This is a genomic window from Paenibacillus ihuae, assembly GCF_001368795.1.
Classification (GTDB): Bacteria; Bacillota; Bacilli; order Paenibacillales; family Paenibacillaceae; genus Paenibacillus_AQ; species Paenibacillus_AQ ihuae.
Genome location: NZ_LN831198.1, coordinates 1,009,794 through 1,012,591 on the forward strand (window position 1 = coordinate 1,009,794; position 2,798 = coordinate 1,012,591).

Genomic DNA, 2,798 nt, shown 5'->3' on the forward strand with positions numbered 1-2,798 from the left:
GAAATCACGGAAGCTATTGCGGTATCCGACCAGCATATCCGCGATGTTGCCAGCTATTCCCAGGAGATGAAGGAGCTGTCGGAAGCGACTGCTGCGGTAAGTGAGCAGGGCAGCAGCAACGTCACAATGTTGGCGGGTCAAATCTCGGAGCTTACTGAAACGATGGATATTACCTCCACACAGATGCAGGAATTCAGCCAGCGCAGTCTGGATATTAATGAAATGCTTGAAGGAATTATGCAAATCTCCAGGCAGACCAATCTGCTTGCCCTTAATGCGTCCATTGAAGCTGCCCGTGCCGGTGAACATGGCCGCGGTTTCGCGGTAGTCGCCGGAGAGGTGCGGAAGCTGGCCGAAAGTTCCGGCAAGACAGCCGATTCTATCAGCGATGTAATCGCGGGCCTGCAGCAGCAGACACAGACATTGATCGCACAGTTTGAGCAGAGCCGCAGCATTCTGCAGACTGGACAGGAGTCGGTGCAGCGGACGGAAGAGGTATTTCAATCGATTCAGCTCAACGCCCAAAAGGTGCTGGCTCAAGCCGGTGAAGTGGAGCAAAGCTCAGCGGGCATGAAGCATTTCTCGGAAAAAGTGGTTAGCGAAATAACAGAGTTCTCCAGTGTTACCGAGCAATCCAGTGCAGCTACAGAAGAAATCCTGGCCGGTGTGGAAGAACAGCGCCGGATGACGGATAACATGGTAGGCAGCTTCAAACAGCTTGAAGGGCTAATAGTAGGCTTGAACGAACTGGTAAGCGACCATAAACAAACGAAGTAAGAGAATGGCTGAAACAGGGCAGTGCTTCTCCAGATACGGGAGAGCGCTGCCCTGTGTTTTGGTCTACTGACTTTTTGCTGGGGATATAGGAAGTGTGCCGGATTGATTTTTGTAATATATTACAAGAAATAAGCGGTTTCGCTACTCATATTTGTAAAACGGGCCATATGTTCGGATATATGCGATTTCACCTCCTTCAATAATGTACTTTGGGTCCCATAATCATGTAAAATATAATTATTACTGCTTATTCTGACATAGGAGGTCTACCATATATGCCCGTACGTCAAGAATCAACGCAAATTATGAAGGCTGTGCGCTCTAATCTGGAATCCTGCATACTCGGCAAATCTTTTGAAATTGAACTCCTGCTCACGGCACTCTTGGCTGGTGGACATGTCCTGATTGAGGATGTGCCGGGAACCGGCAAAACCCAGCTTATACGGGCGTTGTCACGATCCATGTCCGGTGATTACCGGCGGATTCAATGCAATCCGGATATTCTGCCAAGTGATATTACCGGGGTATCCGTCTATCATCCCCGTGATGAAATGTTCCATTTCCGGCCCGGTCCGGTCATGACCAACATTCTGCTGGCCGACGAAATTAACCGGGCTACGACCAAGACGCAGTCGGCGCTGCTTGAGGTCATGGAGGAACGAAATGTAACGGTAGACGGCGAGACCTATCCGCTTCCGCATCCCTTCATGCTCTGTGCAACCCAGAACCCGATTGATTTCGAAGGCACATATACACTGCCGGAAGCTCAGCTTGACCGCTTTATGCTGCGGATCAGCCTTGGTTATCCCGACAGCGAAACCGAGAAGAATCTGCTGCTGAGCCACCAGGATGGACAGCCTGTGGACAAGCTCACACCGGTCACGGGCATGGAGCAGATCGCTGTTATTCAAGAGGAAATTCGTGAGGTGTACGTCAGTGATCCGGTGCTGAATTATCTGCTGGACATCGTGCGCCAGACCCGGGAGCATCCGCTGGTGCTGCTGGGCGCGAGCCCGCGTGCCTCGCTGTCATTCATGATGGCCTGCAAAGCCTACGCCTTCCTGCAGGAACGTGACTATGTGCTGCCGGATGATGTGAAGATTCTAGCCCCATACGCCCTGGGACACCGCATCATTCTCCGTCCGGAATCGCGGCTCGACAATGTGAGTGTGGAATCCCTGCTCCAGAAGCTGCTGCAGAGCATCCGTGTGCCAGTTACGATGAGGCAATAAAAGATGAAGAACTATCTGTCTGGGGCGGCCGCTGTCATCCAGCCACGAAAATTCGCCGGTATTCTCGCAATTTGGGCTGTTACGCTGCTCTATGTGCTGTTTCAGGGCGGTAAAACCTCATTCATGCTGTTCATTATGGTCTCCGTGCTCATTCTTTATTTGGTTATCGGCGCCCTGGGCGGAGTCCGGAGGGCCAAAGGGACACGCAGCTTGTATTCGGAGCAGGAGAAGCCCGAGCTGCTCTACGCAGGCGGCTATCTGCGTGTGAAGCTGATGATCACCATTCCGGGCTTTCTGCCGTTGCCGTATGTAGTGGTCAGAGAAATTCTAAAGCGCCATAACGGCGAGTCCTGGGTATTTGAAGAGAGTCTGGTCCCCAGCCTGAGAGGCCAGGGAGAGCTGCTGTTTCAGACACCGGCACTGGAGCGGGGCAGCTACACGTTCGAGAACACGGATATTCTTGCTGAGGATATCTTCGGACTGGTAGAGCATAAAGGCACATTCAAGGCTGAAGGACAATTTCGTGTGCTCCCCCGCGCAGTATTCGTGCCGCGCTGGCTGCTGTATGAGCGCAGATCGCGGTTGGCCGGACTGCAAACCTCACTACTTCATTCACGGCGTGAGACAACACAGATTAACGGTGTGCGCGATTATATCTACGGTGACCGGTTAACACGCATCCACTGGAATGCCACCGCCAAGACCGGCGAATGGAAGTCTAAGGAATTTGAGCATGAATCGGTGCCTAAGACCATCCTGGTGCTGGACGGCAGTTACATGGCTTATGGC

General features: G+C 52.5%; 3 protein-coding genes. All 3 read left to right on the top strand.

The window, feature by feature from the left end; all coding sequences use genetic code 11:
* Window positions 1–777, top strand: a 777-nt coding sequence (locus AQR02_RS04470) for a methyl-accepting chemotaxis protein (RefSeq protein ID WP_245237114.1), incomplete at its 5' end; no start/stop codon positions are given.
* Between the two features lie 275 nt (window positions 778–1,052).
* Complete coding sequence (locus AQR02_RS04475) at window positions 1,053–2,009, top strand: AAA family ATPase (RefSeq protein WP_054939559.1); 957 nt, start codon at window positions 1,053–1,055, stop codon at window positions 2,007–2,009.
* 3 nt (window positions 2,010–2,012) lie between these two features.
* Window positions 2,013–2,798 (top strand): DUF58 domain-containing protein (locus AQR02_RS04480; RefSeq protein ID WP_148449131.1); only part of this gene is annotated, 786 nt, incomplete at its 3' end.

What these genes read in the sequence shown, in the direction of transcription:
- AQR02_RS04475 (WP_054939559.1), top strand. Translation starts at nt 1,053, where the DNA reads ATGCCCGTACGTCAAGAATCAACGCAAATTATGAAGGCTGTGCGCTCT.